This window comes from Kitasatospora sp. NBC_01302 (assembly GCF_035976515.1).
Lineage (GTDB): Bacteria > Actinomycetota > Actinomycetes > Streptomycetales > Streptomycetaceae > Kitasatospora.
Map to the genome: position 1 here is coordinate 888,269 of NZ_CP108404.1, position 14,825 is coordinate 903,093.

General features: G+C 75.8%; 5 protein-coding genes. 4 read left to right on the forward strand and 1 reads right to left on the reverse strand.

The genetic code is table 11. The features are described 5' to 3' along the window. Position 1: 1 nt before the first annotated feature. From OG294_RS04075 to OG294_RS04090, 4 genes are read left to right on the forward strand one after another with little or no spacing between them, the layout of a single operon-like run. Entirely contained in the window at positions 2-6,391 is a 6,390-nt protein-coding gene (locus OG294_RS04075; protein WP_327064989.1) for a non-ribosomal peptide synthetase, read from the forward strand. After that, complete coding sequence (locus tag OG294_RS04080; RefSeq protein ID WP_327064990.1) at positions 6,378-10,997, forward strand: non-ribosomal peptide synthetase; 4,620 nt, start codon at positions 6,378-6,380, stop codon at positions 10,995-10,997. The genes OG294_RS04075 and OG294_RS04080 overlap by 14 nt, the downstream gene beginning before the upstream one ends. Next, the gene (locus tag OG294_RS04085; protein ID WP_327064991.1) at positions 10,990-12,327 is read left to right on the forward strand and encodes an MFS transporter; all 1,338 of its coding nucleotides are present in this window, start codon (positions 10,990-10,992) and stop codon (positions 12,325-12,327) included. Before OG294_RS04080 ends, OG294_RS04085 begins: the two co-directional genes overlap by 8 nt. A 49-nt stretch (positions 12,328-12,376) precedes the next feature. After that, positions 12,377-12,583, forward strand: coding sequence for an MbtH family protein (locus OG294_RS04090; RefSeq protein WP_327064992.1), 207 nt, complete (start codon positions 12,377-12,379; stop codon positions 12,581-12,583). Between the two features lie 129 nt (positions 12,584-12,712). On the opposite strand, the gene OG294_RS04095 is transcribed toward OG294_RS04090, so the two are convergent. Continuing rightward, entirely contained in the window at positions 12,713-14,611 is a 1,899-nt protein-coding gene (locus tag OG294_RS04095) for an AfsR/SARP family transcriptional regulator (RefSeq protein ID WP_327064993.1), read from the reverse strand. Positions 14,612-14,825 lie beyond the last annotated feature (214 nt).

The following is a 14,825-nucleotide window of genomic DNA, read 5'->3' on the forward strand; positions in this document are numbered from 1 at the left end:
GATGACCGAGATCGTGGACGTGTACGACCTCACCCCCCTGCAAGAGGGCCTGCTCTTCCACGCACTGCGCGGTGAGGACCGCCCGGAGCACTCCAGCTACCTCAACCACCTGGAGTTCGACCTGCTCGGCCCGCTCGACCAGGCCGCCTTCCGGGCCGCCTGGCAGCAGGTGGTGGACCGCCACGACGCACTGCGCGCCGGCTTCCACTGGGCCGAGGCGGAGAACCCCGTCCAGGCGGTGCACGCCGGCGCGCCGCTGGTGCCGGTCGTGCACGACCTCAGCGCGCTGCCCGAGCAGCGCCGCGAGGCCGAACTGGCGCAGCACCTGGCGCAGTTGCGCGCCACCCCGCTCGACCTCGCCGCCCCGCCGCTGATGCGCCTGTCCCTCTTCACCCTGACGTCCGAGCACCACCGGGTGCTCTGGACCCACCACCACCTGGTGCTGGACGGCTGGAGCCTGGCCACGGTCTTCGCCGAGGCGATGAGCGCCTACCGGGCGCAGGTCACCGGCACCGCCTGGCAGCCGGGCGAGGCGGCCTCGTTCGGCGACCACCTGCGCTGGCTGCGCGGACGCGACCAGGCGGCGGACACCGCGTTCTGGAGCGCCGAACTGGCGGGCCTGGCCGGCCCCACCGCCCTGCCCCGCACACCGCTGAGCGGCCAGGACGGCTACGGACGGCACGCCGCGCAGCTGACCGCCGACGAGACGGCCGCCGTGCGCGAGCTGGCCACCGGCTGCGGCGTCACCCCGGCCGTCGTGCTGCGGGCCGCCACCGCGCTCGCGCTCAACCGCTACACCGGCTCGCGCGACGACCTGGTGTTCGGCACCACGGTGGCCGGCCGCCCGGCCGAGCTGGCCGGGGTGGAGTCGATGGTCGGGCTGTTCATCAACACCGTGCCGGTGCGGGTGCGGATCGACCGCCGCCGGAGTGTCCGGGAGTTCCTGGCCGATGAGATGGCGCGCACCGCCGCGCTCCAGGAGCGGCAGTACACGCCGCTGAGCACCGTGCAGCGGCTCGCGCGGGTCGAGGACCTGTTCGACACGCTGCTGGTGGTGGAGAACTTCCCGCTGGGCGAGGCGGTCAGGACCGAGTGGGGCGGCCTGCGCGTGGTCACCGGCGCCGCCGAGGAGCACACCCACTACCCGCTGACCCTCACCGCACTGCCCGGCGAGCGGCTGCGGCTGGAGGCGGACTGGCGACGCGACCGGGTCGACGACCTGGTGGCCACCGGCCTGCTCGACCAGCTGCGCCACGTGCTGGCGGAGCTGGCCGCCGACCCGGACCGCCCGCTGGGCCGGCTCGCCCCGCTGCCCGCGCCCACCGCCGAGCTGCTGCGCGGCTGGGGCGGCGGCACGGCGGACCTCCCGCAGGCGCCGGCGCTGCCCGAGCAGATCGCGGCGCGGGCCGCGGCCGACCCCACGGCGGTGGCGGTGCGCGCGTCCGGTGTCCAGCTCGACTACGCGCACCTGGTCCGGGCGGCAGGCCGGCTGGCCACCGCGCTGCGCGAGCGCGGCATCGGCCCCGGCGACCTGGTCGGGGTGGCGCTGGAGCGCGGCGCGCAGCTGCCGGTGGCGCTGCTGGCGGTGCTCACCGCCGGCGCCGGGTACGTCCCGCTCGACCCCGAACTGCCCGCCGCCCGCCGGGCCGCGCTCACCGCGGCGGCCGGGCTGACGGTGGTCCTCGGCCCGGCGGACGTCGACCTGTCGGAGGGAACGGACGCCCCCCTGCCCGCCGCCGGATCGCCCGACCACCCCGCCTACGTGGTCTTCACCTCCGGCTCCACCGGCACGCCCAAGGGCGTGGTCGTCACCCGGGGTTCGCTGGCCCGGCACAGCCGGCTGATCGGCGAGTGCTACGGGCTCGACCCCACCGACCGGGTGCTGCTCTTCTCCCAGCCCTCCTTCGACGTCGCCGCCGAGGAGATCTTCGCGACCCTGGCCGCCGGTGCCACCGTGGTCGTCCACCCGCCCGGGCGCACCGACACCATCGAGGAGTTCCGCGACCTGCTGGAGCGCGAGGGCGTGACGGTCGCCAACCTGCCCGCCGCCTACTGGCACACCTGGCAGCGCGAGGCCGAGGCCCCGGTCCCGAAGGCCCTGCGCCTGCTGGTGGTCGGCAACGAGAAGGTGTGGACCGCCGCGGCAGCCGCCTGGCGCACCCGCACCGACGCGCGGGTCGACCTGCTCAACGCCTACGGCATCACCGAGACCACCATCACCTCCACGCTCTACCGGCCCCCGGCGCAGCTGCCCGCCACCGAGGCGCTGCCGGTGGGGCGCCCGGTGCCCGGCACCACGGTGAGCCTGCTGGACACGCATGGCGAGCCGGTGCCGCCGGGGGTGCCGGGCGAGCTGCACCTCGGTGGCTCCGGCGTGGCGCTCGGCTACCTGGGCGACCCGGCCCGCACCGCCGAGCGCTTCGTGCCCGACCCGCGGGCCGCGCGCCCCGGCGCCCGCTGCTACCGCAGCGGCGACCTGGGCCGCTGGCTGGCCGGCGGCGTGCTGGCGCTGGACGGGCGGGCCGACGAGCAGGTGCAGATCCGCGGGCACCGGGTCGAGCCGGGCGAGGTCGAGGCCGCGCTCTGCGCCCACCCGGCGATCGCCGCGGCGGCCGTGGTCGCCGTCCCCGGCCCGCACGGCACCCCGCTGCTGGTCGCCCACCTGGTGCCCGCCGACCCCGCCGGGCCGCCGCCGCGCTTCGCGGAGCTGGCCGCCCACCTGGCCGAGCGGCTGCCGCGGGCGATGGTCCCCACCGCCTGGTCGCTGCTGCCCGTGCTGCCGCTGCTGCCCAGCGGCAAGGTCGACCGCCGGGCGCTGCCCGCGGTGCGCACGCCCACCGGGCCGCGCAGCGCACCGCGCGGCCCGGTGGAGAGCTGGCTGGCCGAGGTCTGGCAGACGGTGCTCAACGCGGCGGCGGCACCGGTGCGCGAGGACGACTTCTTCGCGCTGGGCGGCGACTCGCTGGCCGCCGTCCAGGTCACCGCGCGGGTGCGCCGGGCGCTCGGCAGCCAGGTGCCGGTCCGCCTGCTCTTCGACCGGCCGACCCTGGCCGGCTACGCCCGGGCCGTGCAGGCCACCGGGCAGCAGCAGGCTCCGGCACCGGCCCCGGCCGACCCGGCTCGGCGCGGCGAACTGGCGCCGGGCGAGGAGCGGTTGTGGTTCCTGCAGCAGATGGATCCGCAGGCGACCGGCTACCACCTGCCGGTGGCCTTCCGGCTGACCGGAGCGCTGGACGTGGCCGCACTCGGGCGCGCGATCACCGCCGTCTCGGCCCGCCACCCGGCGCTGCGCACGCGCTACCTGGAGCAGCCGGGCGGCCCGCTGGCGCAGGTGGACCCGGTCGCCGAGGAGGCCGCACCGGCCGTGGAGGCGGTCGCGGCAGCCGAGTTGACCGCCGTCCTGGCCGCCGAGGCCCGGCGCCCGTTCGACCTCGCGGTCGAGCACCCGGTGCGGTTCCGGCTGCTGCGGACGGCCGCGGACGACCATGTGCTCGCACTGACGGCCCATCACATCGCGGTCGACGGCTGGTCGCTGTCGCTGCTGCTGGCCGACCTCGCCACCGCCTACCGCGCGGCGCTGGACCCCGCAGCGGTGGCGCCCCCGAACCCGGCGCTCGACTTCCGCGACTTCGCGGTGGCCCAGCGCGACCGGCTGGCCGGTCCCGAGGCCGATCGGCTGCTCGCCTTCTGGCGCGACACCCTGGCGGGCGCCCCGCAGTTGCTCGCGCTGCCCACCGACAGGCCGCGTCCGCCGCTGCGCGGTGACGGCGCGGCCCGCCACTGCTTCACGCTGCCCGCCGAACTCGCCGAGCGGGTCAAGGCGGTGGCGACCGGCGCGGGCAGCACCCCGTTCGTGCTGCTGCTGGCCGCCTACCAGCTGCTGCTGCACCGCTACAGCGGACAGGACGACCTGCTGGTCGGCGTCCCCGTGGCCGGGCGGCTGACCGAGGAGGCCGAGGCGGTGTGCGGCAACTTCGTCAACACGCTCCCGCTGCGGGCCGCCTTCGCCCCCGGCGCCTCGTTCACCGACCTGCTCGGCCAGGTCCGGCACGCCGTGCTGGACGCCTTCGACCACCAGGAGCTGCCCTTCGACCGGATGGTGGACGCGCTGGCACCGCGCCGCGACCTGAGCCACCCGCCGCTGGTGCAGGCCCTGTTCGCGTTCCAGAACACCCCGGCGCCGGCCTTCGCGCTGCCCGGGGTGGCCTGTGCGCCGCTGCCCTCGGCACCGGGCGCGCAACTGGACCTCTCGCTCGCGATGGCCGAGCAGCAGGGCACCCTGGCCGGGGTCTGGGAGTACAGCACCGAGCTGTTCGACGCCGAGACCGTGGCGGGCCTCTCCGAGGCCCTGCTGCTCCTGCTGACGGATGTGTGCGCCGACCCGGACGCCCCGCTGGAGCGGGCCCGGCTGCTCGACCGGGCCGCCCAGCAGCGGGTGGCGCGGCTGGCCACCGGGCCCGCCCCCCAGGCCGCGCCGGTCACCCTGACCGCGCTGCTGGCCGAGCGGGTGGCCGCCACGCCCGAGGCGCCCGCGCTGCTGGCCGACCACCCCGACGGTGGCACCCGGCAGCTGAGCTGGGCCGAACTGGACGCCTGGGCCGGGCGGATCGCCGCGGCGCTGCAGGCGGCCGGGATCGGCCGCGGCGACCTGGTGGGGGTGCACGCCCGGCGCGATGCGGCGCTGCCCGCCGCGCTGTGGGGGGTGCTCAGGGCGGGCGCCGGGTACGTGCCGCTCGACCCCGACCACCCCGAGGCCCGGCTCGCCGCCGTGGCCCGCGCGGCCGGGCTGCGCGTGGTGCTCACCCAGCAGGGGCTCCCCCGCCCCGAGCTGCCCGCGCACCCGCGGTGGATCGCGGCGGACGGCGAGCTGCCGGCCCAGGCCCCGGCGCCCGGCGCCCCCGACCCGGCGGACGCCGCCTACGTCCTGTTCACCTCCGGCTCGACCGGCATCCCCAAGGGCGTGGTGATCACCCACGCCAACGTCACCAGCTACCTGCGCTGGTTCCAGGCCGTGTTCCAGGGCACCGAGGCCGACCGTCTGCTGCTGCACACCGCCTACAGCTTCGACGTCTCGGTGCCCGAGCTCTTCGGCGGCCTGCTCGGCGGCGGCGCCACCGTGCTGCTCGACCCACGCCACCAGGCGGACGCCCGCGCCACCCTGGAGGTGGTCCGGCGGCACCGGGTCAGCTACCTGGGCGGGGTCCCCTCCTACCTGCGGCTGCTCGCCGACGACGGCACCCTCGGCGACTGCCCGTCGCTGCGGCTGATGGTCAGCTGCGGCGAGGGGTTGCCGGTGGAACTGGCCGCGTCGCTGCGGCGGCAGAGCGCGGCCCTGCTGGAGAACCAGTACGGACCCACCGAGACCACCGTCACCCTCACCGGCTGGCGCGACTGGGCCAACGCCCCCGGCGGCGGGCTCGCCCCGCTCGGTGTCGGGGCACCCGGCTGCGGGGTGCACGTGCTGGACCGGCAACTGCGCCCGGTGCCGCCCGGGGTGGCCGGCGAGATCCACCTGACCGGTCCGCACCTCGCCCGGGGCTACCTGGGCGACCCGGCCCGCACCGCGCGGGCCTTCCTGCCCGACCCGTTCAGCGGCGCGCCGGGCGCCCGGATGTACCGCTCGGGCGACCTCAGCCGGCAACGCCGGGACGGCACCGTGGAGTTCCTCGGCCGCATCGACCGGCAGACCAAACTGCGCGGCTTCCGCGTCGAGTTGGGCGACATCGAGGCCGCCCTGCGCGCCCACCCCGAGGTGCGGGCGGCGGCGGTGCTGCTCGACGGCGAGGGCGAGCACGCCCGGCTGGTCGGCTACGCGGCCCGCACGGACGGGGCGGGGGACCTCGCGCCCGCGACCCTGCACGCCTGGTGCGCCGAGCAGTTGCCCGGCTACCTGGTCCCCGCCGTGCTGCGGGTGCTCGACGAGCTGCCGCTCAACGCCAACGGCAAGGTCGACCACCGCGCCCTGGCCGCCCTGCACCCGCCCGCCGCGCAGGACACCGAGGCCGTCACCACTCCCCCCGAGGGTCCCACCGAGCAGGCAGTCGCGGCCAGTTGGGCCGAGCTGCTGGGCCGCCCGGTGCCCGGCCGGGACGAGGACTTCTTCGAACTCGGCGGCAACAGCCTGCTGGCGGCCCGCGCGGTCGCCCGGCTGCGGCGCGACCTGGGGGTGGAGCTGCCGGTCCGCACCGTCTTCACCTCCTCGACCGTGCGCACCCTGGCCGCGGCGGCCGACGAGGCGCTGCTGGCGACGCTCGACGAGAGCGAACTGACCCGCCTGCTGGCCGGCATCGACACCACAACAGCTGACACCACCACCGCTGCCACCACCACCGCTGGCACCACCACCGCAACCGACCACCGTGCGAAAGGCCCTGGCCATGACGGACACTGACCCCGGGGCCCAGGCGCCCTCCCTCGATCCGGAGCGCCGGGCCGCCGTGCTCGCGCTGCTCCACCAGCGCCGGGCCGCCGAACGGCGAGCGGCCGACGACACGATCCCCGTCCTGGTGCGCGACGGCCGGCCGAGCCCGGTCTCCTTCGCCCAGGCGCGGGTGCTCTTCCTGGAGGAGTTCGACCCGGACACCGCCCAGCACAACATGCCGCACGCCTTCACCCTGGACGGCCCGCTGGACGAGGCCGCGCTGCAGCGGGCGCTGGACGAGGTGTCGGCCCGGCACGAGGCGCTGCGCACCGCCTTCCCGCGCTCGAACGGGCAGTGGAGCCAACTGGTCACCCACCCGGCCCCGGTGCCGCTGCCGCAGGTGGACCTGTCCGGTCAGCCCGAGCAGGAGCGGGCCGCGATGGCCCGCGCGGTGCTCGCCGAGGAGGCGCAGCGGCCCTTCGACCTGGAGCGCGGCCCGCTCTTCCGGGCCCGGCTGATCCGGCTCGCCCAGGAGCAGGCGATCCTCTTCCTCGACTTCCACCACGCCGTCTGCGACGGCTGGTCGGTGGGCCGGGTGATGGCCGACCTGGCCGCCTGCTACCGGGCCTCGGTGGCCGGTGAGGGCGCGGCGGTGCTCGATCCGCTGCCGGTGCAGTACCGCGACTACGCCGCCTGGCAGCGCGAGCGGCTCGGCGAGCCGGAGCTGCGGCGCGGACTGGACTTCTGGCAGGCGCAGTTGACCGGCGTCCCGGCCCTGGAGCTGCCCACCGACCGGCCCCGGCCTCCGGTGCGCGGCCACCGGGGAGCACTGGTGACGGTGGAATGGCCGCGCGAGCTGCTGGACGGCCTGACGGCGCTGGCCCGGGAGTGCGAGGCCACCCTGTTCGCGGTGCTGCTGGCCGGCTACCAGTGCCTGCTGGCCCGCTCCGCCGGGCAGCACGACTTCGCCGTGGGCACCATGGTGGCCGGCCGCAACCGGCCCGAACTGGAGCCGACGGTGGGCCTGTTCGCCAACACCGTGGTGCTGCGCGCCGACCTGAGCGGGCAGCCCGCCTTCACCGAGCTGGTCCGCCGGGCGCGCGATGGCTCGCTCGCGGCCTGGGACCACCAGGAGGTCCCCTTCGAGCGGGTGGTCGACGCCCTGGAGGTGCCGCGCGACCTGAGCCGGACCGCGCTCTTCCAGGCCATGCTGGTGCTCCAGAACACCCCGCCGGCCGCCTTCACCCTGCCGGGCCTGACGGTGGGCGCGGTCGAGCCGGACAGCCGCACCGCCAAGACCGACCTGACCCTGTACGTGACCGAGCCGGCCCCGGGCGGGAGCGAAGGCCTCACCGTGGCGGCCGAGTTCAGCGCCGACCTGTTCGAGTCGGCCTCGGTGCGCGCCCTGCTGGAGCGGCTGCGCACGCTGCTCGCCGCGGCCGTGGCCGCCCCGGACACCACGCTGGACGCCCTGCCGCTGCTCACCGCCGACCGGCTGGCGACCCTGACCGCCGCCCAGCAGGCCACCCCCATAACCGAGCTGACGGTAGATCAGCTCCTTCGGCAGCGGGCCGCCGAACGGCCCGACGCCCCGGCCGTCAGCGCCCCGGGTGCCGCCTCGCTGAGCTACGCCGAGCTGGACCGGGCCGCCGACCGGCTGGCGCACCACCTGGCCGCCCGTGGCGCGGGCCCCGGGCAGCTGGTCGGAGTGGCCCTGGAGCGCGGCACCGACCTGCCCGTCGCCCTGCTCGCCGTGCTGCGCACCGGCGCGGCCTACGTGCCGCTCGATCCCGACTACCCGGCCGCCCGGCTCGCGGTGATGACCGAGGACGCCGGCCTCGCGCTGACCGTCACCACCGGCAGGCTCGCCGCCCGCATCCCGGTCCCGCGCGAGGCGCTGGTGCTGCTGGACGAGCACGCCGCGGCGATCGCGGCCGGGCCCGCCGGACCGCTGCCGGAGGTCGCCTCGCCCGACCACACCGCGTACGTCATCTTCACCTCCGGCTCCACCGGACGCCCCAAGGGCGTGCGGATCGCCCACCGCTCGCTGGTGAACCTGCTCGGCTCGGCGGGCCAGCGCTGCGGGATCGGCGCGGGCGACACGCTGCTCGCGGTCACCTCGCTCTCCTTCGACATCGCCGGCCTCGAACTGTGGGCGCCGCTGGTCGCCGGCGGCCACCTGGTGGTCTGCGACCGCCAGTCCGCCGCCGCGGCCGACCAGTTGGCCAAGGTGCTGGCCGAGTACCGCCCCACCGTGATGCAGGCGACCCCGGCCACCTGGCGGCTGCTCACCGACGCCGGCTGGCCGGGCGATCCGGCGCTCACCGTGCTGTGCGGCGGCGAGCGGCTTCCGGAGGACCTGGGCCGCACGCTGCGCCCGCTGGTCAAGGCCCTGTGGAACATGTACGGACCCACCGAGACCACCATCTGGTCGGCCGCCGGGCCGGTGGAGTTCACCGAGGACGAGGACCGGGTGCCGATCGGGCCGCCGCTGGCCAACACCGACCTGCACGTGCTGGACCCGCGGCTCGTCCCTCAGCCGGACGGCGTGGCCGGCGAGGTGTGGATCGGCGGGGCGGGCCTGGCCGAGGCCTACCACGGCCGTCCCGCACTGACCGCCGACCGGTTCCGCCCGCACCCCTTCGCCGCCACCCCCGGTGCCCGGATCTACCGCACCGGCGACCTGGCCCGGCGCCGCCCCGACGGACGCCTGGACTTCCTCGGGCGGCTGGACGACCAGGTGAAGGTGCGCGGCTACCGGATCGAACTCGGCGACGTGGAGGCGGCGTTGGCCGCCCACCCGAAGGTCGCCCAGGCGGTGGCGGCGGTGCGCGCCACGGCGGCCGGCGAGCGGCTGGTCGGCTACCTGGTGGCCGCGCCCGGGACCGAGCCCACCGTCACCGAACTGCGGGCCCACCTCAAGGAGGTGCTGCCCGACTACATGGTGCCGGCGCTGTTCGCCACCGTCCCCGCCTTCCCGCTGACCCCCAACGGCAAGATCGACCGGCGCGCGCTGCCCGCCCCCGAGCAGGCCGCCACCGCCTCCGGCACCGTCTACCAGGAGCCCGAGGGCCCCGTCGAGCAGGCGCTGGCCGCGATCTGGCAGGAGCTGCTCAGCGTCGAGCGGGTCGGCCGCCAGGACGACTTCTTCGCGCTCGGCGGTGACTCGCTGCTGGTGGTCCGGATGGTCGGCGCCGCCGCCCAGCAGGAGATCCGGCTCACCGCCAAGCAGGCCTTCCAGCACAAGACGCTGGTCGAACTGGCGGCGGCGGCCGGTACGGTGAAGCTGCTGGCCCGCCAGGACGCGATCACCGGCCCCAGCCCGCTGCCGGTGGCCACCCACCAGTTCTTCGAGTCCGCTCCCCCGCGCCCCGACTACCACGCGCTGAGCTTCCTGCTGCGGGCCCGCGAGCCCCTGGACCCCGCGCTGCTCGACGAGGTGCTCGACCAGCTGGTCGGCCACCACGACACCCTGCGGCTGCGGCTGACCGAACAGGACGGCCGCCTCGGACTCACCCACGACCCGCACCGGCGCCGCCCGCTGGTCGAGCAGGTCGACCTCGCCGGGCTGGACGACGAGGCGGTCGAGCAGGAGATCCAGCGGCACACCGACCGGATGCAGACCCGCTTCACCATGACCGGCGGCGAGCTGTTCGGCGCCCTCCTCTTCGACCTGGGCCCCGGGCGCGACCAGCGGCTGCTGCTGGCCGGGCACTACCTGATCGCCGACGTGATCGGCTGGCAGATCCTGGCCGGCGACCTCGACGTGCTCTACCGCAGGCGCGCCCACGACGAGCCCTACCAGCTGCCCGCCAAGACCACCTCGCAGCACGAGTGGCTGGGCCGGCTGACCGAGTACGCCACCGGGCAGGCCGCCGCCGAGCGCGACTACTGGCTGGCGCCGGCCCGCTCCCGGGCCGTCCCGCTGCCCCAGGACCACCCCGAGGGCGACAACCGGGTGGCCGCCAACCGCGCGCTCTTCCTGACCCTGTCCACCGACCAGACCGAGGCGCTGCTGCGCCGCGCCAACAAGGCCGCCAAGCTGCCGCTGGACGCGATCCTGCTGTGGGCACTGGTGAGCGCGCTGGGCGAGTGGGCCGGCACCGAGACCCTGCCGGTCGACCTCTACGTGCCCGGCCGCGAGTCCCCCTGGGAGGACGTCGACCTGTCCCGGACGGTGGGCTGGCTCACCTACCGCTACCCGGTCTGGCTCGACCGGGCCCGCGCGCTGCCGCCCGCCGAGGCGGTGCGCGAGGTGTCCCGGCAGCTCAAGGCGGTGCCGCAGGGCGGCCTCGGCCACGGCGCGCTGCGCTACTTCGGCACCGACCGGGCCACCGCCGAGGCGCTGGCCGCGCAGCCCGTCCCCGAGCTGATGTTCAACTTCTTCGGCACCCCGGCCGGCGGGTTCCAGCTGTTCCAGCCGCTGGCCGGCGACTCCGGCCACTACCACGACACCGAGTCGCGCCGGATGCGCCTGCTCATGGTCAACGGTGCGGTGGCGCACGGGCGGCTGCGGCTGGAGTGGGAGTACAGCGCGGGACGGCACGAGGAGTCCACCATCCAACACCTGATCGACCGCTGCACCGCCCTGCTCGTCGAACTGACCGCGAACTGCCCGGAGAGCGACCGTGACTGACACCCCGTCCCCGACCAAGCGCCTGACCGGCTGGCCGGCCTTCCTGACCCTGTGGTCGGGCCAGACCGTCTCGGCGATCGGCTCCGGCATGTTCGCCTTCGCCGTGGGCCTGTGGGTCTACGAGCGCAGCCACTCGGCCACCCAGTTCGGCCTGATCATGGTCTTCGACCTGCTGCCGGGCCTGCTGCTGGCCCCCTACGTCGGCGTCCTGGTGGACCGGATCGACCGGCGCACCGCGATGATCGCCGGCAACGCCGGTGCGGCGCTGAGCAGCCTGGCCGTCCTGCTGCTGGTACACACCCACCACCCGGCGCTGTGGCCGCTCTACCCGGCGCTGGTGATCGGCTCGCTGGCCGGGATGGTCCAGGGCACCGCCTACGACGCGGCCCTCGCCCCGATGATCGACGAACGCCACCGCGGGCGCGCCAACGGCCTGGTCCAGGTCGGCCAGGCGGTGGCCGAGGTGCTCTCGCCGCTGCTCGCCGGCGCCCTGATGCTCACCGTCAAGGTCACCGGCGTGGTGCTGCTCGACCTCTTCTCCTTCCTGTTCGCGATCGTGACGCTGCTGCCGCTGCGGATCCCGACGGTGCTGGAGGAGGACGAGGAGGACGGCCCGGCCGGCGCCGAGGACACCTTCGCCTACGGCTGGCGGTTCATCCGGCAGCGCCCGGCCCTGCTCGGCCTGCTGCTGATGTTCGCGGCGCTGAACTTCGCGGTGGGCCTGGCGGCGGTCGCGGTGACCCCCTGGGTGCTCTCCTTCGCGGGGCCCGGCTCGCTGGGCGCGGTGCTGACCGCGGGCGGCGCCGGGATGCTCGTCGGCGGGGTGCTGATGACCGCCTGGGGCGGCACCCGGCGCCGGGTGCACGCGCTGCTCGGCGGCCTGCTGCTGGAGGGGCTGTGCATCGCGCTGCAGGGAGTGCACCCCACGGCCGTGCTGGTCGGGGCCGGCCTGTTCGGCTTCTACCTCTTCCTGCCGGTGGTCAACGCCTCCTCCTCGGCGATCTGGCAGGGCCGGGTGCCGCCCGGCGCCCAGGGCCGGGTCTTCGCGGTGCGCCGGATGGTGGCCCAGATCACCGCCCCGCTGGCCTACTTCACCGCCGGCCCGCTGATCGACCTGGCCTTCCGGCACCTGCTCACCCCCGGCAGCTGGGCGCACCACGTGTTCCCGATGCTGGGCACCGGCTCCGGGCGCGGCATCGGCGTGCTCTTCCTGTTCATGGGCGCGGCCGTGGTGGTGATCGCCCTGCTCGGCCTGGCCAGCCCGGGGCTGCGCTCGGTGGAGCAGCCCGAGAGCCCGGCCGAGGCCCCGGAGCCGGTACCGGCCGTCTGACCCCCGTCCCACACCCCTCTTCGCACTTCCCAACCTCTGGAGGACTGTCATGAGCGACCAGACCCGCTACCTGGTGGTGGCCAACGACGAGGAGCAGTACTCGATCTGGGCGGCCGACCGGGAGCTGCCGCTCGGCTGGTACGACAAGGGCTTCGCCGGCACCGAGCAGGAGTGCCTGGACCACATCGAGCAGGTGTGGACCGACCTGCGCCCGCTGAGCCTGCGCCGGGCGATGGCCGCCGCCCAGGGCGACTGAGCAACAGCGGCGGCTGAGCAACAGCGCCGCACGGCAGGGCCCGCCCCCGTCCCCGGGGCGGGCCCTGCCGTGCCGTGTCGTGCAGTGTCGTGCCGTGTCGTACGGGGCGGTGCACCAGCGGGGTGCCGGTCAGACTCCGCGGGCGGGCGCGCTCTCGGCCAGCTCCGCGCCCGCCGCCCGGGCGAAGGCCCCGATCGTGCCCAGGACCCGGTAGCGGGCCTGCCCCGCCACCCGGTCCACCGCCACCAGCGACCGGTCCACCAGCCGGTTGACCACCGCCGGCAGGTCTGCGGCCGGGACCGGCACGCCGGCGCAGCGGAGCATCACCTCGCGGTAGCTGACCGGCTCGCGCTGCTCGGCCAGCCGCGCCAGCACCGCCCGTTCGTCGGCGCTCAGCCGAGCGAAGCTCCACTCCAGGCAGGCGCGCAGCGTGCGGTGGTGGCGCGGTCCGCCGCGCCGGACCATGGTGAGCAGCATGAACGGATCGTCCAGGCCGGCCACCAACTCCTCGATCGGCATGGTGCGCAGGCAGGCCGCGGCGAGTTCCAGGGCCAGCGCGAGCCCGTCCAGCAGGCGGCACAGCTGGGCGACGGCGGTGGCGTTCGCCGCCCCCAGGCGGAACCCGCAGGCGTCCTCGGCCCGGCGGCAGAAGAGCGCGACCGAGTCGATCCGGGCGAGCTGCTCGACGGAGTGGGCCTCGGCGGGCGGCAGCGCGAGCGGCTCGACCTGATGGATCGCCTCGCCCACCACGCCCAGCGGTTCGCGCGAGGTCACCAGCACCCGCACCCACGGGCAGCGCGCCGCCAGCCGTTCGGCCAGCGCCGCCGCGGCCTCGGCCACCGGATCGGCGTCGTCCAGCACCAGCAGGGTGGGACCCTCCCGGAACAGCGCCGCCAGCCGCTCCTCCACGGTGGCGCCCGGGAGGCCGGGCGGGCCGCAGACGGCGATCAGCCGCTCGCGCAGCGCCGCGTCGTCGTGGCAGTCGGCGAGCGCCACCACCAGCACCCGCTGCCCGGCACCCTGACCCACCGTCGCCGCGTAACGCAGTGCGAGCGCGGACTTGCCACAGCCCGGGGCGCCGACGACGGTGGTCAGCTGCCGGCGGCCGCAGAGCGCGGCGAGCCGGCCGAGGTCGTGCTGACGGCCGATCAACTCCGGCAGCCCAGGCGGTGATCCGCTCCACCGGTGGCCGCGCTCGCGCGCCCGCTCGCCACCGGTCCGCGCCTGCGGGGCCTGCGCCTCGGGGGCCCGCAGCACCTGCCGGTGGGCCCGGCGCAGCTCCTCGCCCGGCGAGATGCCCAACTCGTCGCGGAGCCGGCGGCGGATCGCCTCGAAGCGGCCCAGTGCCGCGGCGGTGTCCCCGGCGCCGGCCAGGGCCAGCACGAGACGGGCGTGCAGCGCCTCGTGCAGCGGGGCGAGCCGGGCCAGCGGCTCCAGTGTGTCGGCGACCTCGCGGGCTCGCAGCAGCGGCAGCCCGAGGTCGGCCAGCGCGAGGGCGGCGGTGAAGCGCAGCCGGGAGAGGCGGGCCAGCGGCTCGGCCTCGGGCCCGGCGGCCACGCAGTCGGCCGGACCCTGGCCGCGCCAGAGCGCGAGCGCGTCCCAGTACCGGTCGAAGGCCTCCGCGTACCAGCCCTCACCGGCCAACGAGGCCGCCTGGCGTACCAGTTGCTCGAATCTGAAGGCGTCGACGCGCTCCTCGGGTATCCGCAGGGTGTAACTGGTGCCGGAGGAGACGATCAGGCAGGACGGCCGCCGGGAGGGGCGCTGGGGTTCCAGCAGTCGGCGCAGCCGTGCCACGTAGGTCTGTACGATGTTCACTGCACTGGCCGGCGGTCGGCCTTCCCACAACGCCTCGATCAGCGAGGCTCGTTGGACCGGGCGATTGGCCTGCACGGCGAGCAGGGCGAGTAATCTGCTCTGCTGTGGCGAGCCGAGCGGGAGCGCCGCGCTCCCGCGCCGGACGGACAGCGGACCGAGCACGGCGAAACTGAGTTGTGGTTCGACAGAGGTCGGGTATGGCATGTCCATGAAGCTGCTCCTGGCGCGCGAATCCCCGGCGAGCGCGAGCATCGTGTGCGTACTCGGCGGGATGTGGTGGAGGCCTGGGTGGGGCTGGAACAGGGCGGTGAAGACCCTGTGGATTTCGTGGGTCCGGCGGTAGGGCGTCATTAGCGTACTGCCCGGGATAACACACGAAAGCTCGTTCCTGGCCACCGCTGGAATCCGCGTATGTCCCGCCATA

What these genes read in the sequence shown, in the direction of transcription:
- OG294_RS04095 (WP_327064993.1), bottom strand. Translation starts at nt 14,611, where the DNA reads ATGGACATGCCATACCCGACCTCTGTCGAACCACAACTCAGTTTCGCC.
- OG294_RS04075 (WP_327064989.1), top strand. Translation starts at nt 2, where the DNA reads ATGACCGAGATCGTGGACGTGTACGACCTCACCCCCCTGCAAGAGGGC.
- OG294_RS04090 (WP_327064992.1), top strand. Translation starts at nt 12,377, where the DNA reads ATGAGCGACCAGACCCGCTACCTGGTGGTGGCCAACGACGAGGAGCAG.
- OG294_RS04080 (WP_327064990.1), top strand. Translation starts at nt 6,378, where the DNA reads ATGACGGACACTGACCCCGGGGCCCAGGCGCCCTCCCTCGATCCGGAG.